General features: G+C 70.0%; 26 protein-coding genes and 1 tRNA gene. 15 read left to right on the forward strand and 12 right to left on the reverse strand.

All coding sequences use genetic code 11. The annotated features are described in order from the left end of the window. Positions 1-2: 2 nt before the first annotated feature. The gene (metX, locus tag JIN95_RS08060) at positions 3-1,301 is read left to right on the forward strand and encodes a homoserine O-acetyltransferase (protein ID WP_200531050.1); all 1,299 of its coding nucleotides are present in this window, start codon (positions 3-5) and stop codon (positions 1,299-1,301) included. 146 nt (positions 1,302-1,447) lie between these two features. Next, entirely contained in the window at positions 1,448-3,100 is a 1,653-nt protein-coding gene (locus tag JIN95_RS08065; protein ID WP_095638212.1) for a long-chain fatty acid--CoA ligase, read from the forward strand. 23 nt (positions 3,101-3,123) lie between these two features. Here the strand turns inward: JIN95_RS08065 and JIN95_RS08070 are convergent, their stop codons facing one another. Beyond that, on the reverse strand, positions 3,124-3,564 hold the full coding sequence (locus JIN95_RS08070) for a DUF5807 family protein (RefSeq protein ID WP_095638211.1): 441 nt from the start codon (positions 3,562-3,564) through the stop codon (positions 3,124-3,126). A gap of 285 nt (positions 3,565-3,849) precedes the next feature. Between JIN95_RS08070 and JIN95_RS08075 the strand changes: the two genes are divergently transcribed. Next, positions 3,850-6,336 (forward strand): DEAD/DEAH box helicase, encoded by a 2,487-nt coding sequence (locus tag JIN95_RS08075; protein WP_200531051.1) that lies wholly within the window; start codon positions 3,850-3,852, stop codon positions 6,334-6,336. A gap of 34 nt (positions 6,337-6,370) precedes the next feature. On the opposite strand, the gene JIN95_RS08080 is transcribed toward JIN95_RS08075, so the two are convergent. Together JIN95_RS08080 and JIN95_RS08085 are read right to left on the reverse strand one after the other, a co-directional pair. Beyond that, positions 6,371-7,504 carry a molybdopterin-dependent oxidoreductase gene (locus JIN95_RS08080; RefSeq protein WP_200531052.1) on the reverse strand — a complete coding sequence of 378 codons (1,134 nt, stop codon included), beginning with the start codon at positions 7,502-7,504 and terminating at the stop codon, positions 6,371-6,373. A 57-nt stretch (positions 7,505-7,561) separates the two neighbouring features. After that, positions 7,562-8,389 carry an MBL fold metallo-hydrolase gene (locus JIN95_RS08085; protein WP_200531053.1) on the reverse strand — a complete coding sequence of 276 codons (828 nt, stop codon included), beginning with the start codon at positions 8,387-8,389 and terminating at the stop codon, positions 7,562-7,564. Positions 8,390-8,500: 111 nt separating this feature from the next. On the opposite strand from JIN95_RS08085, the gene JIN95_RS08090 reads away from it, so the two are divergent. After that, positions 8,501-9,553 (forward strand): succinylglutamate desuccinylase/aspartoacylase family protein, encoded by a 1,053-nt coding sequence (locus tag JIN95_RS08090; protein ID WP_200531054.1) that lies wholly within the window; start codon positions 8,501-8,503, stop codon positions 9,551-9,553. Between the two features lie 49 nt (positions 9,554-9,602). Here the strand turns inward: JIN95_RS08090 and JIN95_RS08095 are convergent, their stop codons facing one another. The 3 genes from JIN95_RS08095 to JIN95_RS08105 form a co-directional block, all read right to left on the reverse strand. Next, positions 9,603-10,124 (reverse strand): Tfx family DNA-binding protein, encoded by a 522-nt coding sequence (locus JIN95_RS08095; RefSeq protein WP_200531055.1) that lies wholly within the window; start codon positions 10,122-10,124, stop codon positions 9,603-9,605. A gap of 191 nt (positions 10,125-10,315) precedes the next feature. Beyond that, positions 10,316-10,801: a TRAM domain-containing protein gene (locus JIN95_RS08100; protein ID WP_200531056.1), complete on the reverse strand. Its 486-nt coding sequence runs from the start codon at positions 10,799-10,801 to the stop codon at positions 10,316-10,318. 125 nt (positions 10,802-10,926) lie between these two features. Further along, entirely contained in the window at positions 10,927-11,274 is a 348-nt protein-coding gene (locus tag JIN95_RS08105) for a hypothetical protein (protein WP_095638204.1), read from the reverse strand. A gap of 139 nt (positions 11,275-11,413) precedes the next feature. On the opposite strand from JIN95_RS08105, the gene JIN95_RS08110 reads away from it, so the two are divergent. The 8 genes from JIN95_RS08110 (at position 11,414) to JIN95_RS08145 (ending at position 15,710) form a co-directional block, all read left to right on the forward strand. Next, positions 11,414-11,626 (forward strand): hypothetical protein, encoded by a 213-nt coding sequence (locus JIN95_RS08110; protein WP_095638203.1) that lies wholly within the window; start codon positions 11,414-11,416, stop codon positions 11,624-11,626. After that, positions 11,623-12,465: a 3-keto-5-aminohexanoate cleavage protein gene (locus tag JIN95_RS08115; RefSeq protein ID WP_200531057.1), complete on the forward strand. Its 843-nt coding sequence runs from the start codon at positions 11,623-11,625 to the stop codon at positions 12,463-12,465. Before JIN95_RS08110 ends, JIN95_RS08115 begins: the two co-directional genes overlap by 4 nt. A gap of 93 nt (positions 12,466-12,558) precedes the next feature. After that, positions 12,559-13,233 (forward strand): phosphate signaling complex protein PhoU, encoded by a 675-nt coding sequence (gene phoU, locus JIN95_RS08120; protein ID WP_095638201.1) that lies wholly within the window; start codon positions 12,559-12,561, stop codon positions 13,231-13,233. Positions 13,234-13,242: 9 nt separating this feature from the next. Further along, a complete protein-coding gene (locus JIN95_RS08125) occupies positions 13,243-13,641 on the forward strand; it encodes a thioesterase family protein (RefSeq protein ID WP_200531058.1) in 399 nt (132 codons plus the stop codon). A gap of 106 nt (positions 13,642-13,747) precedes the next feature. Continuing rightward, positions 13,748-13,987, forward strand: a complete 240-nt coding sequence (locus tag JIN95_RS08130) for a glutaredoxin family protein (protein ID WP_095638199.1) — start codon at positions 13,748-13,750, stop codon at positions 13,985-13,987. Continuing rightward, positions 13,984-14,517 carry a cob(I)yrinic acid a,c-diamide adenosyltransferase gene (locus JIN95_RS08135; RefSeq protein ID WP_095638198.1) on the forward strand — a complete coding sequence of 178 codons (534 nt, stop codon included), beginning with the start codon at positions 13,984-13,986 and terminating at the stop codon, positions 14,515-14,517. Before JIN95_RS08130 ends, JIN95_RS08135 begins: the two co-directional genes overlap by 4 nt. A gap of 734 nt (positions 14,518-15,251) precedes the next feature. Beyond that, entirely contained in the window at positions 15,252-15,530 is a 279-nt protein-coding gene (locus tag JIN95_RS08140) for a hypothetical protein (protein WP_200531059.1), read from the forward strand. A gap of 105 nt (positions 15,531-15,635) precedes the next feature. Next, positions 15,636-15,710: transfer RNA gene (locus JIN95_RS08145), tRNA-Val, on the forward strand. Positions 15,711-15,812: 102 nt separating this feature from the next. On the opposite strand, the gene JIN95_RS08150 is transcribed toward JIN95_RS08145, so the two are convergent. The 5 genes from JIN95_RS08150 to JIN95_RS08170 all read right to left on the reverse strand — a co-directional run bounded on the left by JIN95_RS08150 (position 15,813) and on the right by JIN95_RS08170 (position 19,530). Further along, positions 15,813-16,283, reverse strand: a complete 471-nt coding sequence (locus tag JIN95_RS08150; protein ID WP_234699176.1) for an FKBP-type peptidyl-prolyl cis-trans isomerase — start codon at positions 16,281-16,283, stop codon at positions 15,813-15,815. 58 nt (positions 16,284-16,341) lie between these two features. Beyond that, the gene (locus JIN95_RS08155) at positions 16,342-17,541 is read right to left on the reverse strand and encodes a pyridoxal-phosphate dependent enzyme (protein WP_200531060.1); all 1,200 of its coding nucleotides are present in this window, start codon (positions 17,539-17,541) and stop codon (positions 16,342-16,344) included. 92 nt (positions 17,542-17,633) lie between these two features. Then, entirely contained in the window at positions 17,634-17,900 is a 267-nt protein-coding gene (locus tag JIN95_RS08160; RefSeq protein ID WP_095638243.1) for a hypothetical protein, read from the reverse strand. Next, positions 17,897-18,160, reverse strand: coding sequence for a hypothetical protein (locus tag JIN95_RS08165; protein WP_095638252.1), 264 nt, complete (start codon positions 18,158-18,160; stop codon positions 17,897-17,899). Before JIN95_RS08165 ends, JIN95_RS08160 begins: the two co-directional genes overlap by 4 nt. A 500-nt stretch (positions 18,161-18,660) precedes the next feature. Continuing rightward, a complete protein-coding gene (locus JIN95_RS08170) occupies positions 18,661-19,530 on the reverse strand; it encodes a hypothetical protein (protein WP_200531061.1) in 870 nt (289 codons plus the stop codon). Positions 19,531-19,733: 203 nt separating this feature from the next. Between JIN95_RS08170 and JIN95_RS08175 the strand changes: the two genes are divergently transcribed. From JIN95_RS08175 to JIN95_RS08185, 3 genes are all read left to right on the forward strand, one after another. Continuing rightward, complete coding sequence (locus tag JIN95_RS08175) at positions 19,734-20,858, forward strand: tRNA (guanine(26)-N(2))-dimethyltransferase (RefSeq protein WP_200531062.1); 1,125 nt, start codon at positions 19,734-19,736, stop codon at positions 20,856-20,858. A 102-nt stretch (positions 20,859-20,960) separates the two neighbouring features. After that, positions 20,961-22,259, forward strand: a complete 1,299-nt coding sequence (locus tag JIN95_RS08180) for a YihY/virulence factor BrkB family protein (RefSeq protein WP_095638241.1) — start codon at positions 20,961-20,963, stop codon at positions 22,257-22,259. A gap of 15 nt (positions 22,260-22,274) precedes the next feature. Further along, complete coding sequence (locus JIN95_RS08185; protein WP_200531063.1) at positions 22,275-23,261, forward strand: phosphatase PAP2 family protein; 987 nt, start codon at positions 22,275-22,277, stop codon at positions 23,259-23,261. Between the two features lie 615 nt (positions 23,262-23,876). Here JIN95_RS08185 and glnA read toward each other — a convergent pair. Next, positions 23,877-25,250 (reverse strand): type I glutamate--ammonia ligase, encoded by a 1,374-nt coding sequence (gene glnA / locus JIN95_RS08190; protein WP_095638240.1) that lies wholly within the window; start codon positions 25,248-25,250, stop codon positions 23,877-23,879. Positions 25,251-25,305 lie beyond the last annotated feature (55 nt).

Raw genomic sequence — 25,305 nt, forward strand, 5'->3', positions numbered from 1 at the left:
CCGTGAGCACCGTCCCGGCCGACCACGGCGTCGCCTCGCTCGGGGAGTTCGTCTTCGAGTGCGGCCAGTCGGTCCCGGACCTGGAGGTCGCCTACGAGACCCACGGCGAGTTCGACGGCGACAACGTGGTGCTTGTGTGTCACGCGCTCACCGGCAGCCAGAACGTCGCCCGGTCGCCCGCGCCGGAGCGCGAGGAGGAGACCCGCGGCGCCGGGCAGGCCGGGCAGGCCCGCGCGTGGTGGGACGACATCGTCGGGCCGGGGAAGGCGATCGACACCACCGAGTACTACGTCGTCTGCGCGAACGTCCCCGGTTCCTGTTACGGCACCACGGGCCCGGCGAGCGAGCGCCCCGCCGACCTCGATCACCCCGACGACCCCGACCACGACCGGTGGGGGACCGCGTTCCCGCCGGTGCAGGTCGAGGACTGGGCCCGCGCGCAGCGCCGGCTGCTGGACCACCTCGGCGTGGGGCGGCTCCGCGCCGTCGTCGGCGGGAGCGTCGGCGGGATGAACGCCCTGGAGTGGGCGAAGCGCTACCCGGACGACGTCGACCGCGTGGTCGCCATCGCGACGGCCGGCCGCCTCGACGCCCAGTGCCTCGCGCTCGACGCGGTCGCCCGGCGGGCGATCCGCGCGGACCCGAACTGGAACGGGGGGAACTACTACGGCGAGGGGCGGCCCGGCCCCGACGAGGGGCTCGCCCTGGCCCGTCAGATCGGCCACATCATGTACCTCTCGAAGGCGTCGATGGAGCGCAAGTTCGGGCGGCGCTCGGCGGGCCGCGACTCGCTGACCCGCGAGGAGGGCGACCTCGGGCTTCCGCCGGAGCCGACGGCGGCCTTCTTCCCGTACCGGGAGGTGGAGTCGTACCTCGACTACCAGGCGGAGGGGTTCAGCGACCGGTTCGACGCGAACAGCTACCTCTACCTCACGCGCGCGATGGACGAGTACGACCTCTCCGCGGGCCACGGCACCGACGCCGACGCGCTCGCGGCCTTCGAGGGCGAGGCGCTCCTGTTGAGCTTCACCGCCGACTGGCACTTCACCGTCGAGCAGTCGTCGTCGCTCGCCGACGCGTTCCGCGCCGGCGACGCGCCGGTCGCGCACCACGTGATCGACTCCGACCACGGCCACGACGCGTTCCTCGTCGAACCCGAGCACGTCGGCCCGCCGCTCCGCGACTTCCTCGCGGAGGGCACCGCCGGCCGCGCGGTCTCCGACGGCGGGGGCGGGGGCGACGAGTCCGCCCGACCCGAACCCGACCACGCGCCGGTCCACGCGAGCCTGTTTCGGGGGTGACCCGTCGGCTGTTCGAGGATTGACCGTCGGCTTTCCGCCGAAGGCACTCCCACTCTCCGTCTCGGAAACGCCGCGATCGTTCTCCAAAATTTATCACGATCGACCATGAGAACGTTCATGGTACGCGCTCGCGTGGTGTGAGAGGTATGCCCGGCGGACACTCCCAGACGCTCCGACCGTTCCTGTGGCGCGCCGAACGACTGTATCCGGACACCGAGATCGTCTCCCGGACTCACGAGGGACGCACGCGACACACCTATTCAGAGTACGCCGACCGCACGGCCCGGCTCGCGAACGCCTTAGCGGAGCACGGGATCGAGCGCGGCGACCGGGTCGCGACGTTCTGCTGGAACCACACCCGGCACTTCGAGACGTACTTCGGCGTCCCGAACACCGGCGCGCAGCTCCACACGATCAACCCGCTCCTGCCGGACGAGCACATCCGGTACATCGTCGACGACGCCGACGACGAAATCGTCTTCGTCGACCCGTCGCTGGCGCCGAAACTCGCCGGCGCCGCCGAGGGGGCCGCGGAGTTCGAGGGCGTCGACTTCGTCGTCATGGGCTCCGAGGAGATCGACGCGCTCGACGCGACCCCCTACGAGGAGTTCGTCGCGGGACAGCCGACCGACTACGACTGGCCCGACCTCAACGGCGACCGGCCCGCCGGACTCTGTTACACCTCCGGCACGACGGGGAAGCCGAAGGGCGTCGAGTACACCCACTCGATGCTGTGGAGCCACACGATGGCCTCCCAGACGCCCCAGGGGATCCCGATGGAGGACTCCGACGTGATCATGCCCGTCGTCCCCATGTTCCACGTGAACGCGTGGGGGATGCCGTTCACCGCGACCGCGGCGGGCGCGAAACATGTCTACCCCGGGCCATCGCCGGAGCCGGCCGACCTCGCCGCCCTCATCGAGGAGGAGGGCGTGACGGTCTCCGCGGGCGTGCCGACGGTGTGGCTCGGCCTGCGCGAGTACATCGAGGAGGGGAACGACGTGGACCTCTCGACGCTCGACACCGTCATCGTCGGCGGCGCGGCCGCGCCGCAGGCGCTGATCGAGTGGTACGACGACCGCGGCGTCGAGGTGCTCCACGCGTGGGGGATGACCGAGCTGTCGCCGATCGGCACCGTCTCGCACCTCAAGAGCGACCTTCGGGACGCCGACTACGAGACGCAGGTGAACAAGCGGGCGAAACAGGGGCTCGTCGCCCCCGGACTGGAGTTCGAGGTGATCGACGAGAACGGCGAGGAAGTGCCGTGGAACGGCGAGGACTTCGGTGAGCTCCGCGTCCGCGGCCCGTGGGTCACGAAGGAGTACTTCAAGCGCCCGGAGGCCAACGAGGGGGAGTTCGTCGACGGCTGGCTGAAGACGGGCGACGTGGTCACCGTCGACGAGGACGGCTACATGCAGCTCGTCGACCGGACGAAAGACGTGATCAAATCGGGGGGCGAGTGGATATCCAGCGTCGAGTTGGAGAACGCGATCATGGCCTACGACGGCGTCAGCGAGGCGGCCGTGGTCGGCGTACCCCATGAGCGCTGGCAGGAACGCCCCGTGGCGTTCGTCGTCGTCGCCGAGGGGGTCGACCGCGAGGAACTCGTCGACCGGATCGAGACCGGGCTCCGCGAGGAGTACCCGAAGTGGTGGGTGCCTGACGCGGTGGAGTTCATCGACGAGGTGCCCAAGACCGCCACCGGGAAGTTCTCGAAGAAGGACCTCCGGGAGCGATACGCCGACCAGTCGCTGGTCGAGGGGTCGGTGCCGGAGTCGGACGCGCCAGACGGGGAGTAGGCGCCCGCCGCCGGACCCGCGGCTCAGTCGTCGCGGTCGCCGACGACCCACTTGTGCGAGTAGCTCTCGCCGCAGGTGCAGTGGGCGTACGCGTGGACCACGTCGCCCTCGGCGTAGAGGCCGCCGACCTCGTCGTTTTGCGCCTCCGCGAACGCGAAGACGAACCGGACCGCGTGCTCGTCGTCGGGGGCCTCCTCGGCGAAGGGACAGGCCCCGCCGTCGAGGGTGCGGGCGATCTCGCCCTCCGCACCCATCGCCGTCTTCGCGAACTCCATGGCGCCCATGCCCGTGCCGGCCTCGAACGCGGACCGACCCGTCTCGCCGTCGAGGATCAGCCGGACGCCGCCGTCCGTCTCGGTGCCGACGTTGCGGAGCCGGGAGTCGTCGTCGAGGTACGCGTCGCTCAGGTAGAAGACCACGTCGTCGAGCCGCTCGCCCGCGAGGAACTCGTCGAGGTTGCTCATGCCGGCCCGAGGCGCGTGAGCGGTAAAAGGCGTGCGAGTCGGCTCCGGGGTGAGTCGACGGCCAACCGATGCCGACGCGGCTGGAATCGGGGTAAGTGTTAATACGTACCACTGAGATCCGTCGCGTGATGAGTGCGCAGACCCCATCCGGAGACCGGCTCGCCGAGTGGGCGGAGCTGGTCGACGAGGACGTGCCGGAGGAGCTCCGAGAGGAGTGTTCCGGCGAGCGATAACTTTCACCCCGCTTCGCGAAGGCTTTAGGCCGGTGCCGGCCAAGGGCCGCCGATGGCGACCGAGGCCGCCGGTATCGACAGACCCCTGCTCGTCGACGACTTCCTCCAGGAGCGTCGCTACCAGCTCCAGCTGGCGGACGCCGCCGCCGACGAACACACCCTCGTCTGTCTCCCGACCGGCCTCGGCAAGACGACGGTCAGCCTGCTCGTCACCGCCGAACGGCTCCACGAGGCGGGCGGGAAGGCCCTCTTTCTGGCCCCTACCAAGCCCCTCGTTCAGCAGCACGCGGATTTCTACCGCGAGGCGCTGGAGATTCCGGACGACGAGATCGTCGTGTTCACCGGCGACGTGAAGCCGGACGACCGCGCCGCGCTGTGGGACGACGCCCGGATCGTGATCGCGACCCCGCAGGTCGTCGAGAACGACCTCGTCGGCAACCGGATCTCGCTGCGCGACGTGACGCACTGCACCTTCGACGAGTGCCACCGCGCGACCGGCGACTACGCGTACGTGTACATCGCGGAGCGCTACCACGCCGACGCGGCCGACCCGCTCGTCACGGGGATGTCCGCCTCGCCGGGAGGCGACACCGAGGAGATCGAGACGGTCTGTGAGAACCTCGGGCTGGTCAACGTCGAGGTGATGACCGAGGAGGACGCCGACGTCGACGAGTACACCCACGACACCGACGTGCAGTGGGAGCAGGTCACCCTCCCCGACGAGGTGCTGGCGATCCGCGACGCGCTCAACGAGGTGATCACCGACCGGCTGGAGAAGCTGAAGTCGCTGGGCGTGACGAACACGACGAACCCCGACCTCTCGCAGAAGGACCTCAACAAGATGCGGGGGCAGCTGAAACAGATGATGGACAACGACCAGTCGGAGGGGTACAAGGGGATGAGCACCCACGCCGAGGTGATGAAGCTCCGGCGCGCGACCGAGCTGGTCGAGACCCAGTCGGTCGAGTCCGTCCGGCGCTACTTCGAGCGCCAGCGCGAGGCGGCCAGGTCGTCGGGCGCGTCGAAGGCGAGCCAGCGGATGGTCGCGGACCCCAAAGTCCGAGAGGCGATGCGGAAGGCGGAGTCGTTCGACGGGCTCCACCCGAAGTTCTCGAAGGCCCGGATCCTGCTGGCGGAGACCCTCGGAATCAACGAGGGCGAGCGCGCCATCCTGTTCACGGAGTCGCGCGACACCGCGGAGGCGCTCGTGGAGTTCCTCTCGGCCAGCTTCGACGTGCGCAAGTTCGTCGGGCAGGGCGACAAGGACGGCTCCGACGGGATGAGCCAGAAGCAGCAGCAGGAGACGCTCGACGAGTTCAAGGCCGGCGAGTTCGAGGTGCTCGTCTCCACGAGCGTCGCCGAGGAGGGGCTCGACGTGCCCGAGGTCGACCTCGTCTGTTTCTACGAGCCCGTCCCGACCGCGATCCGCTCGATCCAGCGTAAGGGGCGGACCGGCCGGCAGGCCGAGGGGAAGGTGGTCGTCCTGATGGCCGAGGACACCCGCGACGAGGCGTTCTTCTGGATCTCGCGGCGCCGCGAGAAGAAGATGGCCAGCCAGCTCGCCGAGCTGAAGGAGGCCACCGACGACATCGAGGAGACCGTCGGCGACGACGGGCAGGCGGGACTCGACGCGTTCTCGGGGGGATCTTCGGGGAAGGGTTCCGAGCCGGAAGCCGACGATGGCGCGGGCGAACGCGTCGACAGCGACGACAGCGACGACGATGTCGATGACGGCGAGAACGCCGACGCCGGACTCACCGACTTCGCCGAGGAAGCGCGAGCCGGCGAGGAGGGCGCCGGCGAGAGCAAGGCGACCGACGGGGAGGAGGCGACCGAGGAGGGTGCGAGAGCCGACGACGACGCCGTCGTCGCCACCGCCGGCGTCGACGAGGGCGTCGAGGTCGTCGTCGACCAGCGCGAGCTCGACTCCTCGATCGCGAAGGACCTCTCGACGCGCGACGGGCTCGTCACCCGGCTGGAGACGCTCGCGGTCGGCGACTACGTCCTCTCCGACCGGGTCGCGGTCGAGCGCAAGTCGGCGGCGGACTTCGTCGACTCGATGCTCGACTCGGACCGGTCGATGTTCGAGCAGATCGGCGAGCTCTCGCGGGCGTACGCCCGTCCCGTGATGGTCGTCGAGGGGACGAACCTCTACGGCCAGCGCGACATCGACCCCAACGCGATCCGCGGCGCGCTCGCGTCGCTCGCGGTCGACTTCGACGTGAGCGTCCTCCGGACCGAGGGCGAGGACGACACCACCGAGCTGCTCGCGACGATCGCCAAGCGCGAGCAGGAGACGCGCGACCGCGAGGTGAGCGTCCACGGCGAGAAGACGACGAAGACCCGCGCGGAACAGCAGGAGTACGTCGTCTCCTCCATCGCCGACATCGGGCCGGTCACGGCGCGCACCCTCCTCGAACACTTCGGCACCGTGGAGGCGGTGATGACCGCGCCCGAGGACGACTTGCTGGAGGTCGACGGCGTAGGCCCGGTGACCGCCGAGCGCATCCGCGAGGTCGTCGGGAGCGAGTACGAGTGACGCGCCGCTGCGGCCGACTCGCCGCACGGCCCGACTACTCGACCCCGCTCACCAGCGTCACGACCCACTGCCCGAGGTCGTACTCTGATCTGACCTCCACGCGCGTCACCCACTTCACCCACTGGAAGCCGCGGCGGTCGGGGGCGACGAGCCGGGCGGGCGCGCCGTGGCCGTGCGAGAGCCGCTCGCCGCCGACGTGCGTCGCGAGCAGCGCGTCCTGGGCCTCGTCGATCGGCAGGCTCCATCGGTAGCCGGTGACCGAGGTGAACCGGACGTAGGCGGGGTCGCGGTCGGTCGGGCTGGCGTCGATGCCCGCTCCGGACTCGACGCCGCCGGCCGCGTCCAACAAGTCGCCGACCCGGATCCCTCCCCACTCTTGGACCGTGTACCAGCCGCTGGTGCAGTCGAGCAGGGCCTCCGTCTCGTGGCCCGCCGCGAGCTCGTCGGCGGTCAGCTCGACGGGGTCGCGCACGAGCCCTCCGACCCGCAGCCGGTAGTCGTCGCGGTCGATCGGGTCGGGGTCGTCGGCGACCCACGAGGTGATCGGGAAGGCGGCGTTCCCCTCGCCCCCTCGCGGCTGCGAGCCGGTGAACCGCCGGTCGGCGCCGGCGGTGTCGAGGGCGTCGTTGACCCCCTGTTGGAGCCGGTACGCCGCGCCGCCGGCGGCCAGCAGGACCGTGTACCGGAGCGCGGTCCGGCGGCGCTCGAAGTCGACGCGGTGCGGGAGCCGGAACCGGGTCGTCGCGTGCGCGGCCACGAGCGGGACCAGGGCGAGCCCGAAGCCGACGTGGACGGAGAGCAGCGTCCAGTAGGAGATGCGCACGTCGAGCCCGAACACCCACGCGATCCCGGTCGCGAGCGCACCCAGCGCGGCGAGGAGCGTGAGGACGGAGAGCGCGGTCGACCGCCGCCAGCGACCGGGATCAGTGAGCCGCCGGCGGACCCGCGCGAGCTTCCACGCGAGCAGCGCGACGATCCCGACGCCGAGCGCTCGATGGAGCCAGAAGAGGGGCCACCCCTCGGGAACCCCCACGGTGAAGGAGACGAGCCCCGTCGCGGCCTCCGCGACGACGAACGCGAACAGCGACCAGTCGACCGCTCGCGGCGGCGGCTCGAAGCGGTCGAGGGCGGCGCGGAGGCGGTCTCCGAGTGCTGGTCGCGTCCCCATCTCGACCGTGCTACGTGCTAGCGAGACAAAAGCGTCGTCACGGTTCGTCGCTCGGCGCTACAGCTCGTAGGTTTCCCCGTCGACCGCGAGCGGCTCCTCGAACGCCTCGTCGGGCGGGTAGTAGTGCGCGAGGTGGACGAGCCGGGTGCGGTCCGCGCCGAGCTCGTCGGCGAGCGCGAGCGCGCCCTCGCGGGTCATGTGCTTCGTGCCGAACGTGCGCGGGACGCCGTCCGGCCCCTCGTGGCGCCCACCGATCGGGTGGTGCTCGCAGAGCGAGGCGGGGACGATGGCGTCGGCGAGCAGGAGGTCGGGATCGGACAGCGCTTCCCGGGAGCGCTCCGGCACGTCGTAGCTCGTGTCTCCCGTGAGCGACAGTTTGCCGCCCGTCTCCGGGTCCTCGATGACGACGCCGTAACACAGGAGCGGCGGGTGGTCGACGGGGACGAACCGGACCCGTAGCCCGCACGTCTCGAAGGGCTCGAACGGGTCGCGGGAGTGGACGCCGATCCGGTCTTCGAGGTAGTCGTACTTGTCGCGGATCGTCTCGGCGACGCTCTCGTCGGTCGCGGGGTCGGTCTCCGACGGGGCGTGGACCGGGAGCCCGTCGACCAGCCGGTAGACGTTGCCGAGCCCGTCGAGGTGGTCGAAGTGGATGTGCGTCACGAGCCCGGCGTCCGGCAGCGACACGTCGTTGTCGAGGAACTGGCTCCGGAAGTCGGGGCTGAAGTCGACGAGCAGCGACTCGCCCGTGCGCTCGTTGGCGACGTGGACCGAGAACCGCGAGCGCGACACCCCGCGCTCGCGCGCCGCGGCGCAGGTGTCGCAGTCGCAGCCGACCGTCGGCGTCCCGGTGGTGTCGCCGGTGCCGAGGAGGGTGACCCGCATCTCGGTTCGAGGTCGACGGCCCACCGACTTAGCGTCCGCGGTCACTCCCGGACTCTGGCGGCGTCCTCCTCGCGCCCCGATTTATAAGCCCGTCAGGCGCGACGCCCCGGTATGCACGACGCTCGCGATCTCGCCCTCGCGCGGCTCCCGTCGGGGGTCCCGGTCCGCACGACCGTCCACGTCTACGGCGAGGGCCGTCTCGTCGACGGGCCGGACGGCCCCGAACTCGACGCGCCCGCCGACGGCGGCCCCGTCGTCTACGCGCAGGCGGCCCAACACGGCCGGGAGGTGAACGGGACCGCGGTGCTCCGCCGACTCCACGAGCGGCTCACGGGATCCGGCGGTGACGCAACCGATGCGGGGCCCGAAGGGGACCTCGGCGACGGCGGTCTCGCGGGCACCCTCGTGACGGTTCCCGTCGCCGACCCGCTCACCTTCGACCGCGTCTCGTACACCACGCCGGAGTCGCTCGACGCGATCCACTCGAACATGAACCGCTGCTGGCCCGGCGACGCCGACGGGACCCTCCACGAGCGGATGGCGGCCCGGCTGTGGCGGTTCGCGGGCGCGGCGGACGCGGTCGTCGACCTCCACACCGGGTCGCCCGCGATGCTCACCCACGCGGTGTACATGCGCGACGACGCGGCCTGCCGGGGGCTCGCGGAGGCGTTCGGCACCGACCTCCTGCTCGCGGAGGCCGCGGGCGAGGAGGCGGACGCGGAGTGGGCGGAGCGCGGCTTCGCGGGAAAGCTCCGGGTCGCCGCCACCCGCGAGGGGATCCCGACGGTCACCCCCGAGCTCGCGCACAGCCGCGAGGTCGTCCCGGAGGCGGTCGACGCCGGCGTCGACGGAATGGTCGGCGTGCTCCGGCACGAGGGGCTCCTGCCGGGCGAGCCGGCGCCGTGGAGCGGGACGGTCGCGCGGAACCACCTCGGGCGCGTCGAGGCCGCGGACTCCGGACTGTTCACGCCGGAGCGCGGGCTGTCGGTCGGCGACGAGGTCGCGGCGGGCGACCGGCTCGGCGTCGTCCACGACCCGACCACCTTCGAGCCGCTCCAGACCGCCGCGGCCGACCGCGACGGGATCGTCTACTCGATCGCCCGCGAGGCGACCGTCACCGCGGGCGCGACGCTCGTGGGGGTGGCAGAGCGGCTGGAGGAGTGACACGCGACTGGAGGAGTAGAACAATTGGCGGACCGCGGCGGCGCCCGCGCTACGGCTGTCGCACCCGGATCGTCCCCGTCGCGTCGACGGTGACGAACAGCCGGTCGCGCACCTCGCGTCCCCGGACCGCGTCGCCGGCGCGCTCGCCGATGGTCTTCATCAGGTCGGGCGCGGTCTGGTTCACCTTCACGCCGGCCTCGTCGCAGGCGTCGTACACGCGCTTCGGCGCGTCGTAGAGGTCGGTCCCGGCCTCGATCTCGACGCGGACCGGGGCGGCGAGCGCCTCCGCGAACGCGACCGTCTCGCGGGCGCTCGCCACGTTGTCGCGGGCGCTGGCCTCGACGCTGGAGACGTTCGCGCGCGACGTGCCCAGCCGGTCAGCGATGTCGGACTGCCGGAGCCCCCGCTCGCGGAGGGCGAGCACCTCGGCCTGCCGGCGGGTGAGGACGCTCTCGTCCGCGTCGAACCCCGCGCGCTCCAACAGCGCGTCGGCGTCGACGTCGTCGGGGTCGGGGTCGGGGTCGGGCTCGGAATCGGAATCGGATCCAGGGCCCCCGTCGTCTGCGACCATACGTGTCGTCAGGAGGTGCGCGCTCAAAAAACGGAGGTTTCGGCGACGGTCGGAGCCGAGCGGAGCGAAACGGAGCGGGCGAAGCGACGAGGCCGAAGCGAGGAAAGCGAAACGGGGAGAGCGGACGGCGTCGGCGGCGGATCGGTAGCGTCCGGACTGTCCGTGGGGTGGGGCCGCCCCCGGGACGCGACCTACTTGCCCCAGAAGTTCTCGCGGCTGCCGAGCCGCTCGCGGTCGGGGCGGTCGCGGCGCCGGTCGCCCTCGTCGTCCTCGTCGTCTTCGCCGGCTTCCCCGTCGGCGTCGGCGTCGTCGCCGTCGGCGTCCGCTTCCTCCTCCGGATCGTCGGGGAGGCGCTCGACGACGTCCTGCGCGGTCGCGTGGCTCGACTTCACGCGGTGGATCCGCACCTCCGCGCGCGCCGGCGGGAGTAGGCCGTCGACGAGGACGATGAACCCGTCGTCGGTGCGACCGACGCCGGCGCCGCTCTCGTGGATGTCGTCGACCTCGACGACGACCTCCTCGCCGGGCTGGACCGGCTGCTGTTTCAGCTCGTAGATGGGCATGTCGTAGTGGTTACACCACTCCGCGCCGCCCTTGTTGCCGTAGTGTTGACACCCCATCCCCTCGATTCGTTCGTCGAAACTGGGGCAGTCGTCGGCGAGTGGACAGTCCGCCATACCGTAGGGGAGACCGGCCGCCGTTGTAAACGTTTTCGACTGGCCGGGCGAAATTTTGGCGTATCGGCGTCTCATCCGGGTGAACGGCGGCTGGTTCGGCTCTCCGCGCTCCGATCAGCGCCGGATCACAGGAACTCCCGGACCTCCGAGTACCACATGTCGTGGTGGTCGACCGCGCCGACCGCGTCCGCGACATCGACCGCAATCGCGTGCCAGCAGCGCTCGGAGGGGTCCTCGGCGTCGAGGTTGTAGGTCGCGTCGGCGCAGTTGCACTCCCCGTCTTCGACCACGTACTCGTCGTCGTGGCCGACGACGACGGTGAAGTCCCGGTAGCGCTTCACGCGTCCCTCCCCGACCGCCTCGATGGCGCGCTTCCCGCGGTCGCCGTGCTCGTCGACGACGGCCGCGGCGATCGGGCCGGTGAGCTCCCCGGCCTCCGCGATCGCCGCCCGCCAGTCGTCGACCGGCTCCATGCGGGCACGTTCTCGGGCGGTCGGTTAAATCCCGTCGGTCACCCCGGACCGACCGCGGGGCGTCTCGTGGGCTTTCGGGAGGACTTCCGGGAGAGCTTTCGGGGCGTGGTTTCAAGCCGCCTCGCCCCGTCGACGGGCCATGGCCGAGACGTGTCCGCACCTGGCGTATCGGACCGAGGGCGACGGGAAGTCGTTCGACACCGCCCGCGCGTTCTGTACCGTAACGGAGTCGTTCGTCCAGCCCATGCGCGCCGACGTCTGTAACGCGCGGTACGGGCTCGATCCGGCGGCGGACTGCGAGTTCTACGTCGATCCGGGTGCGTCCGACGGGAGCGAGACCGCCGACCGATGACCTACGACGACTACCTCGACGGGAAGCCGGCGATCATCACCGCGGCGCTGACCGGGGGCGTCCACGGGAAGGAGGCCCATCCGGACCTCCCGGAGACCCCCGAGGAGATCGCCGCCGCCGCGGCCGCCTGCGAGGACGCGGGCGCGAGCGTTCTCCACCTGCACGCGCGCCGCGACAACGGCGAGCGCGCCTTCTCGGCCGAGCGCTTCCAGGCGGTCGCCGACGCGGTCCGCGAGGCGACCGACGAGGCGGTGCTCCAGCACTCGACCGGCGGGACCGCGGCGCCCGACGCCCTCCGGCACGAGCCCCTGCGGACCGACCCCGCGCCGGAGATGGCGTCGCTCGACATGGGCCCGCTCAACCGGTACGAACGGCTCACCTCGGAGAACACCCGCGGGCTGGTGGCGTCGCTGCACGCGGAGATGCGGGAGCGGTCGATCAAGCCCGAACTGGAGGTGTTCAACGACGGGCACCTCAACGAGTCGCTCGCGATCCTGGAGGACCTGGAGGATCCGCCGTACCTGAACTTCCTGTTCGGCGGCGGCACAACGTCGCCGCCGCACCCGCGGAACCTGCTCAACCGGGTCGAGGCGCTCCCCGAGGGCGTCGAGTTCAACGTGATCGGGTTCGGGCCCCACCAGCTCCCGATGACGACGCAGTCGCTACTTCTCGGCGGACACGTCCGGGTCGGACTGGAGGACAACAGGTACTACGAGAAGGGGGAGCTGGCGACCAACGAGCGGCTCGTCGCGCGGGCCGCGCGGCTCGCCGAGGAGCTGGGCCGACCGGTGGCGACGCCCGGGGAGACGCGGGAGCTGTTGGGGTTGCGGGGTCGGTAGTCGCGCCGTTCTCTCCCGGACGTTCGATCGGCGGGGAGCGCCCCGATCGGCGACGTGTTTTTATACGTCGGGTGAGGGTGATACGGCAACACGATGCCACGCGAACAGTACCAAACGAAACTGGAGGGGCTCCGCGACGACGTGCTCTACATGAGCGAGCTCGTCGCGGAACGGCTCCGGATGGGCCTCGACGCCTTAGAGCGGCAGGACGCCGAGCTGGGCGATGAGGTCATCACCGGCGACGCCGAGATCAACGACCTGTACCTCGAACTGGAGGGGAAGTGCACGGACCTCATCGCCCTTCAGCAGCCGGTCGCGGGCGACCTACGGTTCATCGCGGCGTCGTTCAAGATCATCACCGACCTCGAGCGGATCGCCGACCTCGCGACGAACCTCGGCGGGTACGCCAAGCGGGCCGACCGGGAGGTGTTCCCCGACGTGGACGTCCAGCGCATCGGCGACGACACGCTGGCGATGCTCGACGACGCGATGGCGGCCTACGCCGAGTCGGATCCGGAGCGCTGTTTCGCGGTCGCGGAGGCGGACGACGAGGTCGACGCGGCCTGCGAGGCGGCGAGCGACCTCGTCGTGCGCGACCTGATCGAGCGCGACGAGCTGCGCGACGATGAGGACGTGGAGGGGACGATGCAGAACGTCTCGCGGCTCCTGCTCACGATCCGCGACCTCGAACGCGTCGGCGACCACGCCGTCAACATCGCGGCGCGTTCGCTGTACATGATCGAGAACGACGACGAGCTGTTGTACTGAGCCCCCCTCGTGACCACCTACACCACCGAGATCGACGTTCGGTTCCGCGACATCGACGCGATGGGCCACGTCAACAACGCCGTCTACGCCACCTACATCGAGCAGGCCCGCACGGCGTACTTCCGCGACGTGCTCGACGCCGACATCTCGCGGGCGTCGACCGTGCTGGCGTCGCTGTCGCTCGACTTCCGCCGACCGGTCGAGCTGGTCGACGGCAGCGTCACCGTCACGGTCGACGTGGCGGAGATCGGTCGGTCGAGCGCGACGATGACCCACGAGGTCCGGACCGGGGACGACATCGTCGCGGAGGCCGAGGCGACGCTGGTGTCGCTCGATCCCGACTCCGGCGAACCGGCTCCGATCCCGGACGCGTACCGGTCCGAGATGGCGTCGTATCACGATCTCTGAGCGGCTTCGCGGAGCGGGGGCGGAGCGAGGCGGAGCGGGGGCGGAGCGGACGGGGCGTCGACTGCCGGACGCACACCTTCTTGACGCCGGGGCCGGATCGATCGGTATGAGCGTTCGACTGTACGCCCTCGACGGGTGTCCGTGGTGCGAGAAGGCGGCAGAGGCGTTGGACGACGCCGGCGTGGAGTACGAGACCGAGTGGGTCGACGCGTTACACTCCGACCGCAACGAGGTCAAGCGAGTCAGCGGCCAGCGCGGCGTCCCCGTCCTCGTGGACGAGGAACGCGGCGTGACGATGGCTGAGAGCGCGAACATCGTCGAGTACGTGGAGAAGAGCCTCGCATGACCATCTACACCGGCCGCGGCGACGAGGGCGACACCGACCTCCGGGACATGAGCCGGGTGTCGAAGGCGAGCCCCCGGATCGAGGCGTACGGGACGGTCGACGAGGCGAACGCGCTGATCGGGACGGTGCGCCCGACCGGCCACGACGATCTCGACGACCTCTTAGAGACGGTTCAGAATCACCTCCACGTCGTGCAGGCGGACCTCGCGAATCCGGATCCCGATCCGGAGGACCCCGCGGTCGAGACCGCACACGTCGAGACGCTCGAGGAACAGATCGACGCGCTCGACGACGAACTGGAGCCGTTGCGGTCGTTCATCCTCCCCGGCGGGGGCGAGTCGGGCGCCAGACTCCACCACGCCCGCACGGTGACCCGACGCGCGGAACGGCGGGTCGTCGAACTGGCCCGGTCGGAGCCGATCAACGAGACGGTCGTCACCTACCTCAACCGGCTCTCCGACCTCCTGTTCACCCTCGGTCGCGTCGCGAACGCGCGCGACGGCGAGCCCGAGGAGTCGCCCACGTACTGATCCCGGCGTTTCGATTTCGTCGAAATTCTCAGCACGTGACAGCGTTTGACCCGGTTGGGGTCACTATCGGCGCAGCTGTGAGCAATCTCGGGACTGAGTATTGCACGTTGATCGAGTGGTTGTTTATAAGCCGGATTGGGGTGTTGCTGGCGGCTGTTTATAAGTTCTAGACAGTGCGGTGAACGCCTCCAAAGCCCCAGCCGCGACGACTCGCGCGGCTTGCTGTGCTCCTCGCTCAGTCGCGTTGCTCCTTCGCTGCGGTGCTTACTGCGCCGTGCTTCGCCCTCGCGGCTGCCCCTTTGAGTCCCACCCAGCCCCGCACAGCACCGCACCTCACGCCTCCCCAGCCTCGTCGGCGCGGCGCTTATAAGCGCCGCGCCGACTCCCTCGCGGGCTCCTCACGGTCGCCGGCGGCGACCGTTCGGAGGCGCGCCACCGCACCGGATTTATAAGCGATCGTCGCTGTCGCTCACGATCGGTTTAAATCCCGTTTCACTACCGACGATCTGCGAGATTCACTCCCGCCGTCGATCGATGGGCACTCTTCAGCGCCCGGCTGTTTCAGGGTGGTTTATATCTGAAGAAGAGAATTTCAACAGGGCCGACGTTCTCTCCTCTCTGCCGGCTCTCGCGGTGCGCAGCCGTGGCGTCGAACCGGTAACTGCGCGGCCAGGCCAATCTGTCCCCGCCTCACAGCCACAAAGGATATATCCGTCGCATACCAAAGGACAGATATGAGCAAACACTTCGAAGACGCACGGTACTACCTCGGTCGCGCGGCGGAACACGCGAAGGCGGGCGTGAAAGAGGAACTGGAGCCCGTCGAAGCGCGAGTGAAAGACATCGTCGGCCGCGGCGAAGACGAGGAGCCCGAGCCCTCGCGGCTGGACAAGCTCCAAGCGGACTTGAAGGAGCTCGAGGAGCGCGCGGAGGGCGAGGCCCGCGAGGCGGTGGCGTCGGCGCGAGAGCGCGTCGCCGAATACCGCGGCCGCGACGCCGCCAAATCGGAGTAGCGAACCCGATCCGAGCGAGGCCACCGATTCGTACGGCCGACCCGCTACCCGCATCCTCTCGTAAAGTAACCCTTAAGTCCGGAGGTCGGATACGTCGATACGCGCGGGTTGGTGGTCTAGCCAGGTTATGACGGCTCCTTCACACGGAGCAGGTCGGCGGTTCGAATCCGCCCCAACCCATACGTTTCCCTGCTGGTTTTGAAGGAGTACGAGTAGGTCCGCGGTTTCGCCGAGTGAACCGGGAACCAACGGACGACCGCAGAGACGTCACCGCGTTCGGTCTCAGTTGACGTCGACGATTTCGACGTCGAACGTCAGCGTTTCGCCGGCGAGGCGGGGGTTGAAGTCCACCCGGACGACCTCCTCGTCGACGTGGACGACTTCGCCTTGGCTGCCGTTCTGGGCCTCGAGGTAGGCGCCCTCCTCGGGCGTCTGGCCGCCGAGCATCTCTTTGAGCTCCGCGGTTTCGAACTCCTGGATCTGGTCGTCGCTGGGCTCGCCGTAGGCCTTCTCGGGCGGGATCGTCAGGGTGTCCGTCTCGCCGGCCTCTAAGCCGATCAGTCCCTCTTCCATCCCCTCGATGACCTGTTCCTCGCCGATTTCGACCGTCAGCGGCGCGTACTCTCGCTCGGGCTGGGCCTCGGCGAGGCCCGTCTCCTCGGCGACGGATTTCCGGGAGGTGTCGAACACCGTATCGTCGTCGAGTCGGCCAGTGTACTCCAGGGTCACGGAATCGCCAGTAGCTATCGGCATACGAACGGGAGACGCGCCACACGGGAAAGGCCGTCGTACGAGAAAGCCGGGAGCCGACTCACGTAGAGAGTTCTCGAACCGCGGCGGGCACGTCCTCGCGGTCGATCTCGCGGACCGACGGGGTACCGGCGCCGGGCGTTCCGTACTTGTACCCCGACCCGGTCAAGATTACGGCGACGTCCTCGTCTCGACCGAGGTCGCCGGACTCGGTGAGGTCGCGAACGGCGGCCGTCGCCACGGCGCAGGACGGTTCGACGGAGATTCCGGCGTCAGCCGCGAGTCGGTCCGTCTCGGCCAGCAGCGCGTCCTCCGAGACGGAGGCGACCGCGCCGTCCGTGGCCTCGACCGCCGCCAGCGCCCGGTTCCCGCTCGGCGGATCGGCGTTGTTGATCGAGACGGCGGCGGTCGGTTCTCCGGTGACGGGCTCGACGCGTGTCGCTCCCCGCCGGAACGCTCGCGCGATCGGGTCGCAGCGCGCGGCCTGCGCGAGGTAGATCCGCGGTACGGCCTCGATCAGGCCCGCCGCGCGCAGCTCTCTGAGGGCCTTCCAGACCCCGCTCGCCTGCCCGCCGCTGCTGATCGGCAGGACGATCGCGTCGGGCGCGTCCGGGCGGAACGCCTCGCAGATCTCGTACGCGACGGTCTTCTGTCCGGCGACCCGCAGGGGGCTGTCGGAGTTCAGGAACGCGACGCCGAGGTCGCGTTCGAGGGTGTCCTCGTACAGCCGCCCGTAGTCGCCGCGGACCCGGAACAGGTGCGGGTCGTGCTGAGCGATCATCGCCAGCCGGGAGTCAGGCGTGTCCTCGGCGACGAGGATCACCGCCTCCCGGCCGTCGGCCGCCGCGTGGGCGGCGACGCTCAGCGCCATGTTCCCGTGCGAGACGGTCCCGATCGGTCCGTCAAGGCGACCGATCCCGACCGCCGTCCCCCTGTCTTTGAAGCTCCCCGTCGGGTTGGTGCCCTCGAGCTTGAGGTGCAGTCGCGGGCCGTCCGCCGGTTCGATTGACGGGGCTCGCAGGAGGGGCGTGCCGCCGGCGGCCGCGGCGAGACCGACGGGCGTCGCCGCGGGGAGGACGGACTCGTAGCGCCAGAGGGAGTCGTGGCCGGCGGCCCCAGCTTCGGCGCCGCGTCCGCCGGTATCGGGCCAGGAGACGGCGTCGGGGTCGGTCTCGAACCAGAGCGGCTCGCCGCAGGAACACCGGGCGGCCTCCCCGAACGGGTACGTCTCGCCGCAGTCGTAACACGCCAGTCGATCCATGTCTCCCGATCGCAACCGTCACACAAAGCGTTGACCGATTCTCGACGCTCGCGGGGGGCACGTCGAGCGGTCGGGTTCCCCGGGCGCGAGCGCTACGCCGTCGAGACGCGCCAGGTCGTCGCGCCGGTGTACGACCACTTCTCGATCTCGAGGTCCTGTACGGAGTCCTGGAGCTGCACGATCAGGGCGCCGATCTCCTTCGGGGAGAGCCCCACGTCGTCGCTGATGAACTTCGCCTTGAAGTACGTCTCGCCGTCGGCCGCCTCCTCGCGCAGGAACGCGGCGAGTCGATCGGCCTTCGAGGCGGTCGATTCGGTGGGCTGGTCGGCCGTCTGCGCGGAGGTGTGCGTGGTACTCATGCGTGGGTGGAGGGGGTGTCGTGTTCGTGACCGAGCGCGATACACGCCGCGTGGACGGCGATGAGCGCGAGGGCGCTCCACGCGCCGTCGAAGCCCATCGCGCCGTACGCCGCGGGGACGTACGCGAGGGGGAGGACGATCGCCGCCCAGAACGCCGCGGCGCGAACGCCCGCGATCGCTTTGTTCCGGCAGGCGGTCGAGAGGCTGGACCCGATCTGGATCGGCGCCCGGATCGATGAGGAGGACGTTTGGCTTGACATGGGGAACACCGTCTTCGCTCGACGCATGGAGCGCCGGTAGCATATAAGGGCCAGAGCGTTGCCGCGTCTTTAGCCGGATTAACGGTCTCGGCGGTGAGTTTCGGACCGTTCACCGGGTTTCACCGATCGTTTAAAAACTGTTCAAGGGCTCTTAGAACGTTTATAGGACTCTCTGAAATCGTCATATCCGCCATCGGTAGAGCGGGTCAAAACGACGGGTGGTCACGGCCACCCACGCCGACGGACCCCGTTCGTCGCGGGCGGCGAGTCGTACGCGAGTCGTACGCGACCCGGTGCGCGCGCGGTCGGAGGTCATTCGTTCCTCGAGCGAACTCGGTCCGCGATCGCCGCGGCGGTCCGGTACTCGTCCTCAGAGTACGCAGTGATGCGCACGTCCGCGAGGCTCGTCGGCTCGGACAACGCTGAACTCCACGGGTCGATCGCGGACGGCCGGGGAAATACCGTTCGCTCCGCGCCGCGGTCGCTCGCGGACCGGCCGACTACGAGCCGCCGGACTGCTTCTCGTCGGCGGTCTTCTCCACCGTCTCTTCGACCTTTTTGTCTACCGTCTCCTCGACCTTCTCGCCCACCGTTTCCTCCACCGTCTCTTCGACCGTTTCACCGACGGTTTCCTCGACCTTCTCGCCCACCGTCTCCTCGACGGTCTTCTCGACGGTTTCTTCGACGGTTTCCTCGACCTTCTCGCCCACCGTCTCCTCGACGGTCTTCTCGACGGTTTCTTCGACGGTCTCCTCGACCTTCTCACCCACCGTTTCCTCGACGGTCTTCTCGACGGTTTCTTCGACGGTCTCCTCGACCTTCTCGCCCACCGTCTCCTCGACTTTTCCGGTGACCTCCTCGCTGACGCTGTCGGTGACCTCGTCGGCGACCTCGCTGACCTCCTTGTTGACGGTCTCGCCAACGGTTTTCTCGACCTCTTTACTGACCGTGTCGCCGACCGTCTTCTCGACTTCCTTGCTGACCGTGTCGCCCACGCTCTTCTCCACCTCTTTGCTGACGGTCTCGCCAACGCTCTTTTCGACCTCCTTGCTGACCGTGTCGCCCACCGTCTTTTCGACCTCCTTGTTGACGGTCTCGCCCACGCTCTTTTCGACCTCCTTGTTGACGGTCTCGCCCACGCTCTTCTCCACTTCCTTGCCAACCTGATCGGCGACCTCGCGGGTCATCCAGTCCGGGTCGAACCGGGCCATCTTCCAGACGACGTGGACGACATAAGAGGCGAACACCCCGATCCCGAACGCCACCCCGATGTCGTTCGCGTTGAGCGTCGCGATGAGCACGATCGCCAGCGCGATCAGCGCGCCGTAGGCGATGTCGGTGATCGCGTCGACGCGGGCGGGACTCACCATCGTCCGCCCTCCGCCGAGACCGCGACGCGTCCGCGAGTCGCTCCGCCGCCGATGTCCGCCCGTCGGCTCCACGTGGTAGTCATGTGTCCCCCTTTCCGGGCTGACGGGCTAAAACTCCCGCTTCGCGGTCGGGGACGGAGGGCGAATGCTCCGCCCGGCGCGCGGAGCGGGGTCCTTTTGTGGCGGATGGCCGAACGCGGGGTATGGACATCGAGGAGGGCGGTCTCACCGTCTCCGTTCCGGAGGCCCGCGACGGGGCCAGCGAGGGCACCGGCAGCGGAGTCTTCTTCAACCCCACGCAGGAGCTGAACCGCGACGTGACCGTCGCGGTGCTGCGCGCGTACCGCGACCGCGAGCCGCGCGCGGCGTCGTACCTCGACGCGATGGCGGCCTCCGGGGTCCGCGGCGTCCGCGCCGCCGCCGAGGGGTACGACGTCACCTGCGCCGACGTGGACCCCGACGCGGTCGAGCTGGCGGCCGAGAACCTCGCCGCCAACGGCCTGGACGGCGAGACCGCCCACCGCGACGTCAACGCGCTGCTGTACGACGAGGGCCCCTTCGATATCGTGGATCTGGACCCGTACGGGACCCCGATCCCCTTCGCGGACGCCGCGCTGGCGAACGGCCGCAACCTCGTCTGCGTCACTGCGACCGACACCGCGCCGCTGTGTGGCGCCCACCTCAACAGCGGGATCCGGAAGTACGGCGCGGTCCCGCGAAACACCGACTACCACCCCGAGATGGGCCTCCGGACGCTGATCTCCGCGCTGGTCCGGACCGCCGCGCGCTACGACAAGGCGGCGCGCCCGATCGTCTCGCACGTCTCGCGTCACTACGCCCGGACCTACCTCGAACTGGAGTCGGGCGCGCAGGCGGCCGACGGCTGCGTCGACGAGCTCGGGTATGTCGATCACTGCGAGGACTGCCTCTGGCGCGAGCCGACCCGCGGGCTGATCGCGGACCCCGTCGACGCCTGTCCCGTCTGCGGGAGCGACCGCGTGCTCACCGCCGGCCCGCTCTGGCTCGGCGCGGTCGCGGACCCGGATTTCACCCGCGCGGTCCGCCGCGAGGTGACCGACGACATGGGCGAGGCGAAGCGCGCTCGGAAGCTCCTCGGCACCGTCGCGCGCGAGCTCGACACCCCCACGCACTACGACCAGCACCGGCTGTACAAGGAGTGGGGCGAGCCCGCCATCGGGATGGACGAGTTCGTCGAGCGCCTCCGCGGGGCGGGCCACGAGGCGAGCCGCGCGCACTACCGCGGCACGGCGGTCAAGAGCACGGCGTCGATCCCCGAGATGCGCGAGGCGGTCCTCGGCGGCGACTGACGGCTCCGACCCGCCTCTGCCTCTCCTCCCTCCCCACCGCCTCGTCCACCGGAGGCGCCCGCATCCGCCCCGCTTTTGTCGCCGTCGCCCGAACCCGCGAGCGTGTCCCGTCACTCGACCGCCGCGCTCGGAACCGTCCGCCGCGTCGTCGACACCGCGCTCGACCGGCAGGTGACGTTCCTCGCCGCCGCCATCGCCTACTACGCGTTCGTCTCGCTGATCCCCGCGCTGCTCCTGCTCATCGTCGTCGCCAGCGCGGTCTTCGGCGAGGCGATCGCGGCCGAGCTCGTGGCGGCGGCCGGGGAGTTCCTCACGCCCGCCGGCGAGGAGGCTGTCGTCGGCGCCGTCTCCTCCGCCGGCGGGCGGACCGGCGCGAGCGTGCTCGGGCTGGCGGTGTTGCTCTGGTCGACACTGAAGGTGTTCCGCGGGCTCGACACGGTCTTCGTCGAGCTGTACGGCGGCGACGAGTCGCCGGACTTCCTCAAGCAGCTGGCCGACGCCGCCTCGGTCGTGCTCGGCGTCGGCGTCGGGATCGGCGTGATGGTCGCCGTCGGCGCGTTCGTCGCGGCCGCCGACGGAGTCCCCCTCTTGGGGGCCGCGAGCGTCCTCGCGTTGCCCGCCTTCCTCGCCGTCGTCTTCCTCCCGATGTACTACCTCCTCCCGCAGCCCGCCATCGGGGTCCGGGAGGCGCTCCCGGGGGCCGTCTTCGCCGCCGTCTGCTGGACGCTGCTGCAGGCCGGCTTTCAGGTGTACGCCGCGAGCGCCGGCCAGTACCAGGTGTACGGCGTGATCGGCGGCATCCTCCTCCTCGTCACGTGGCTGTACCTCGCCGCCGTCGTCGTCGTGGTCGGCGGCGTCGTCAACGTCGTCCTCGCGGGGCGGAGCGGCGGGATCGCCGGCCCCGACGGCGACGGCGACGACGACGAGACGGACCGGCAGTTACAACACGACCGCGGCCGACCCACGGATATGAACGGTGAGTCGGACGGCGCGGGCGACGCCGGGGACGAGGAACGCCCGGCGGGAGCGCCGGACGTGGCGGCGCTACAGGAGGAGGTGAGCCGGCTGCGGGCGGAGTTCGACGCGTTCGAGGATGACGTCGAGCGACGCACCGTCGACAAGCCGGCCGTCGAGTCGGAGCTGAAGCGGTACGTCCGATCGCGGATGCGGCGCGGCCACGCCCGCGGCTGGGGACCGTACCTCGTGCTCCTGTACGGCACGGTGCTGATTCTCGGCGCGTTCTCGTTCCTCGACGGGGCGTACGCCATCGCCGCGATGCTCATCCTCGGGCTGTCGACGCTCGGGCTGTACACCCTCTTCATCATCGTCGGCATCGGCCTCAACCTGCTCGAAACGCCCGGCAAGGCGCTCGATTACGCCCGCGACCGGGGCGACGACTAGCCGGTGAGCGGAACGATGACCGGACTCGTCGGCGCGGAGCGCGGGATCGGCGAGACCTCTCTCGTCGACGCGCTCCCGGAGGCCGTCGTCGTCGTCTTCGCGGCCGTCACCCATCTCGCGGACCCGTGGTTCCTGTTCGGGCTGCTGGCGGTCGGCTACTGGTTCGCCGGCGACCGGCTCGCGGCTGCCCCCCGTCGAGCCGGCGCGACCGCGATCGCGGCCGTCACCTGCGCGTACGCCGCCACCGCGCTCGGCAAGGCGTGGTTCGCGGTCCCCCGCCCGCCCGGCGCGGTCGGTCCCGCGGACGTGCCGACGTGGCTCCCCGGCCTCCTGTCGGCGTGGTACGAGGCGCAGGTGCTCTCCGACGGTTTCGGCTTCCCGAGCGGTCACGCCACCGGCGGCGCGGCGGCGTACCTCGCGCTGGCGCTCGTGTACGACCGGGCGTGGACCGCGCGGAAGCGGCTCCTCGCCGGCGGCGCGGTCGCGGTCGCCGTCGCGGCGTCGCGGGTCGCCATCGAGGTCCACTACGTCGTCGACGTGCTCGCGGGGCTGGCCGTCGGGGGCGGCGTCGTGCTCGGCTCGCTGTGGCTCGCCGGCGACCCGCGGCTCCGGGGCGGCTCGGCCGCGTCGAGGGCCTCGTCCCCGACCGCCGCGCTCGATCCCACGCTCCCCTTCCTGCTGGCGGCGATCGTCTCGGTCGGCGCGCTGGCCGTCGCCGTCGCGAGCGGACACACCGGCGAGGTGGTCGAGGCGGGGATCGGGATCGCCACCGGGGCGGGCGGCGCGATCGGCTGGCGGGTCGTCGGCGGCGACGAGCCCGCGGTCCCGGTCCGGATCGCGGTCCCCGCGCTCGCCGTCACCGGCGGGCTCTGGGTGGGCGCATACGCGCTCGCAGGGACGCTCGGCGTCACGCTGGCCGCGACGACCGCCGCCGTGGCCGCCGTCGTCGCGCTGCCGGCGCTCCCGGACCGAATCGGGCGGCTGTCGGGAGCCCGGGACTGAGCGGGTTCCACGGGAAACGCCGCGATAGACGGCAGGAATGAGTGTTGCAGAGCCGTGGTCACGAGAGGATATTTAAGAGCAATGTGGGCGACGGCGGCGATCGTTTATAAACAACGGCGCGGTGGCGCGTGCCTCTGAGGCCGCTTCGCGGCCGAGGAGCACGCGCGAGGGAGTCGCTGGCGGCTTATAAGGCGCCAGCGACGAGGCTGGGGAGGCGTGAGGCTGCGGTCTGCGGTCGGGTGGGGACTCAAAGGGGCAGTCGCCGAGGGCGGCGCAGGCGACGTAAGCACTGGAAGGAGGGAGCGCTAGCGACCGACTGAAGCGCGCAACGAGCGTGCGCCGCCCTCGGCGACTGGGGCTTTGCAGGCCGTCACCACGAACACGTCACTCACTTATAAACAGCTGACAGCAACACCACAACCCGCTTATAAACAACCGTCCCACCGCGGTGATTCACGTACTCCCGTTATCGATCGTCCTCGAGTCCACGCGATCGACACGGACCGACTCGCCGCCGCCCGAAAACTGCGCGACGGCGTGAAAACCGGACGGCTGAAAAAACCGCGAGAACAGCAAGAACCGTGAAAACCGCGACCGCGTCGCCGCCTCAGCCCCTCAGAACGTCTCGAGGTAGCGGTCCTCCTCCCACTGCGACACCTGGGTGAGGTACTCGCTGAACTCCTGGGACTTCGCCTCGGCGAACTTCTCGGAGGTGTGCGGACCGAGCGCCTCCTGGAGCACCTCGTCGGTCTCCAGCTCCTCGACGGCCGCGCCGAGGTTCGGCGGCAGCGTCTCGATGCCGTACTCCTGGCGCTTCGCGTCGTCGAACTCGTAGATGTCCTCGCGGACCGGGTCGCCGGGGTCGGCGCCGGTCTTGATCCCGTCGAGCCCGGCGGCGATGAGCGACGCCATGCCGAGGTAGGGGTTACAGGACGGGTCGGGGCTGCGGACCTCGAAGCGCGCGGAGACGCCCGCGGCGTCGGGGACGCGGACGAGCGCCGAGCGGTTCGTGTCGGACCAGGCGACGTAGATGGGCGCCTCGTAGCCGGGCACCAGCCGCTTGTAGGAGTTCACGGTCGGGTTGGTGACGGCCGTGAACGCGGGCGCGTGGTTCAGGATGCCGCCCATGAACTGGTAGGCGGTCTCGCTCAGGTTGAACTCGTCGCCGTTGTCGGCGAAGGCGTTGTTGCCGTCCTCGTCGAACAGCGAGATGTGGCTGTGCATGCCCGAGCCGTTGATGTCGGCGATCGGCTTGGGCATGAACGTCGCGTGCAGGTCGTGCTGCTCCGCGACCGCGCGGACGACGGCACGGAACGTCGCGATGTTGTCCGCCGTCGAGAGCGCGTCGTCGTACTTGAAGTTGATCTCGTGTTGGCCCTCGGCGACCTCGTGGTGAGAGGCCTCGATCTCGAAGCCCATCTTCTCGAGGGTGAAGATGATCTCCTTGCGCACGTCGGACGCGAGGTCCTTCGGGGCCAGGTCGAAGTAGCCGCCGTTGTCGTGCGGGATCGTCGTCGCGTTGCCGTCCTCGTCCTTCTCGAACAGGAAGAACTCCGGCTCGGGACCGATCGAGACGGAGTAGCCCATCTCCTCGGCCTCCTCGAGGACGCTCTTGAGGACCTGACGCGGACCGCCGACGAAGGGCTCGCCCTCCGTGGTGACGATGTCACAGATGAGTCGCGCGGCGCCGCTGTCGCCGCTCCCGTCGCTGCGCCACGGGAGCACGGCGAACGTGTCGGGGTCGGGGACGAGCCGCATGTCCGACTCCTGGATGCGCACGAACCCCTCGATGGAGGAGCCGTCGAAGTAGATTCCCTCGGTGAACGCCTTCTCCGCCTGGTGTGCGGGCACGGAGACGTTCTTGACGACGCCGAGGATGTCGGTGAACTGGAGCCGCAGGAAATCGACGTTCTCCTCTTCGATCTCGTCGAGTACCGCCTGTTCTTCGGCCGTGAGGCCGCCGTCCGGTTTCGCGTGTTCGTCCGTCATGTTCTGGACGGTTCATTCGTTATCTGCCAGTATAAAGGCCTTATCGCTTGGCGCA

Origin of the sequence: Halorubrum sp. LN27, assembly GCF_016635065.1 — an archaeon.
GTDB classification, from domain to species: domain Archaea; phylum Halobacteriota; class Halobacteria; order Halobacteriales; family Haloferacaceae; genus Halorubrum; species Halorubrum salipaludis.

Excerpts from the sequence above, each read along its gene's own strand:
- JIN95_RS08115 (WP_200531057.1), top strand. The coding sequence starts at position 11,623 with ATGACCTACGACGACTACCTCGACGGGAAGCCGGCGATCATCACCGCG.
- JIN95_RS08160 (WP_095638243.1), bottom strand. The coding sequence starts at position 17,900 with ATGAGTACCACGCACACCTCCGCGCAGACGGCCGACCAGCCCACCGAA.
- JIN95_RS08085 (WP_200531053.1), bottom strand. The coding sequence starts at position 8,389 with ATGCGGGTCACCCTCCTCGGCACCGGCGACACCACCGGGACGCCGACG.
- JIN95_RS08100 (WP_200531056.1), bottom strand. The coding sequence starts at position 10,801 with ATGGCGGACTGTCCACTCGCCGACGACTGCCCCAGTTTCGACGAACGA.
- JIN95_RS08110 (WP_095638203.1), top strand. The coding sequence starts at position 11,414 with ATGGCCGAGACGTGTCCGCACCTGGCGTATCGGACCGAGGGCGACGGG.
- JIN95_RS08070 (WP_095638211.1), bottom strand. The coding sequence starts at position 3,564 with ATGAGCAACCTCGACGAGTTCCTCGCGGGCGAGCGGCTCGACGACGTG.
- JIN95_RS08075 (WP_200531051.1), top strand. The coding sequence starts at position 3,850 with ATGGCGACCGAGGCCGCCGGTATCGACAGACCCCTGCTCGTCGACGAC.
- JIN95_RS08140 (WP_200531059.1), top strand. The coding sequence starts at position 15,252 with ATGAGCAAACACTTCGAAGACGCACGGTACTACCTCGGTCGCGCGGCG.
- JIN95_RS08105 (WP_095638204.1), bottom strand. The coding sequence starts at position 11,274 with ATGGAGCCGGTCGACGACTGGCGGGCGGCGATCGCGGAGGCCGGGGAG.
- glnA (WP_095638240.1), bottom strand. The coding sequence starts at position 25,250 with ATGACGGACGAACACGCGAAACCGGACGGCGGCCTCACGGCCGAAGAA.
- JIN95_RS08090 (WP_200531054.1), top strand. The coding sequence starts at position 8,501 with ATGCACGACGCTCGCGATCTCGCCCTCGCGCGGCTCCCGTCGGGGGTC.
- JIN95_RS08095 (WP_200531055.1), bottom strand. The coding sequence starts at position 10,124 with ATGGTCGCAGACGACGGGGGCCCTGGATCCGATTCCGATTCCGAGCCC.
- JIN95_RS08065 (WP_095638212.1), top strand. The coding sequence starts at position 1,448 with ATGCCCGGCGGACACTCCCAGACGCTCCGACCGTTCCTGTGGCGCGCC.
- JIN95_RS08175 (WP_200531062.1), top strand. The coding sequence starts at position 19,734 with ATGGACATCGAGGAGGGCGGTCTCACCGTCTCCGTTCCGGAGGCCCGC.
- JIN95_RS08080 (WP_200531052.1), bottom strand. The coding sequence starts at position 7,504 with ATGGGGACGCGACCAGCACTCGGAGACCGCCTCCGCGCCGCCCTCGAC.
- JIN95_RS08170 (WP_200531061.1), bottom strand. The coding sequence starts at position 19,530 with ATGGTGAGTCCCGCCCGCGTCGACGCGATCACCGACATCGCCTACGGC.
- phoU (WP_095638201.1), top strand. The coding sequence starts at position 12,559 with ATGCCACGCGAACAGTACCAAACGAAACTGGAGGGGCTCCGCGACGAC.
- JIN95_RS08155 (WP_200531060.1), bottom strand. The coding sequence starts at position 17,541 with ATGGATCGACTGGCGTGTTACGACTGCGGCGAGACGTACCCGTTCGGG.
- JIN95_RS08135 (WP_095638198.1), top strand. The coding sequence starts at position 13,984 with ATGACCATCTACACCGGCCGCGGCGACGAGGGCGACACCGACCTCCGG.
- JIN95_RS08185 (WP_200531063.1), top strand. The coding sequence starts at position 22,275 with ATGACCGGACTCGTCGGCGCGGAGCGCGGGATCGGCGAGACCTCTCTC.
- JIN95_RS08165 (WP_095638252.1), bottom strand. The coding sequence starts at position 18,160 with ATGTCAAGCCAAACGTCCTCCTCATCGATCCGGGCGCCGATCCAGATC.
- JIN95_RS08150 (WP_234699176.1), bottom strand. The coding sequence starts at position 16,283 with ATGCCGATAGCTACTGGCGATTCCGTGACCCTGGAGTACACTGGCCGA.
- JIN95_RS08130 (WP_095638199.1), top strand. The coding sequence starts at position 13,748 with ATGAGCGTTCGACTGTACGCCCTCGACGGGTGTCCGTGGTGCGAGAAG.